Raw genomic sequence first — 367 nt, forward strand, 5'->3', positions numbered from 1 at the left:
ATCTAAGCGTGAAGCCGACCCAAAGATAAGATATCCCACTGAAAAATCAGGTAAGATCCCTTGAAGACTACAAGGTTGATAGGCACAATGTGTAAGTGGAGTGATCCATTCAGCAAGCGTGTACTAATAGATCGAGGGCTTGACCACAAATTCACTTGATACTCTGTTTGGCAACACTTCGCAGATTATTATTCAGTTTTGAAGGCACGTCCTTCTAAAGAGAGAAGCGCTGAGGTAACTCAGTAAATATGGCCGGTGTCGATGACGGTGAGGATCCACCTGTTCCCATTCCGAACACAGAAGTTAAGCTCACTTGTGCCGACGATAGTTAGCTGGAAACGGCTTGTGAAAATAGGTAGTCGCCGGC

The 367-nt window shown here is 45.5% G+C and carries 2 rRNA genes; both read left to right on the forward strand.

The window, feature by feature from the left end:
* Nucleotides 1-147, forward strand: a 23S ribosomal RNA gene (locus JCM17207_RS10465); the annotation flags it as partial.
* 104 nt (nt 148-251) lie between these two features.
* Nucleotides 252-367 (forward strand): 5S ribosomal RNA (gene rrf / locus JCM17207_RS10470); the annotation flags it as partial.

Source organism: Faecalibacterium gallinarum, from assembly GCF_022180365.1.
GTDB lineage: Bacteria > Bacillota > Clostridia > Oscillospirales > Ruminococcaceae > Faecalibacterium > Faecalibacterium gallinarum.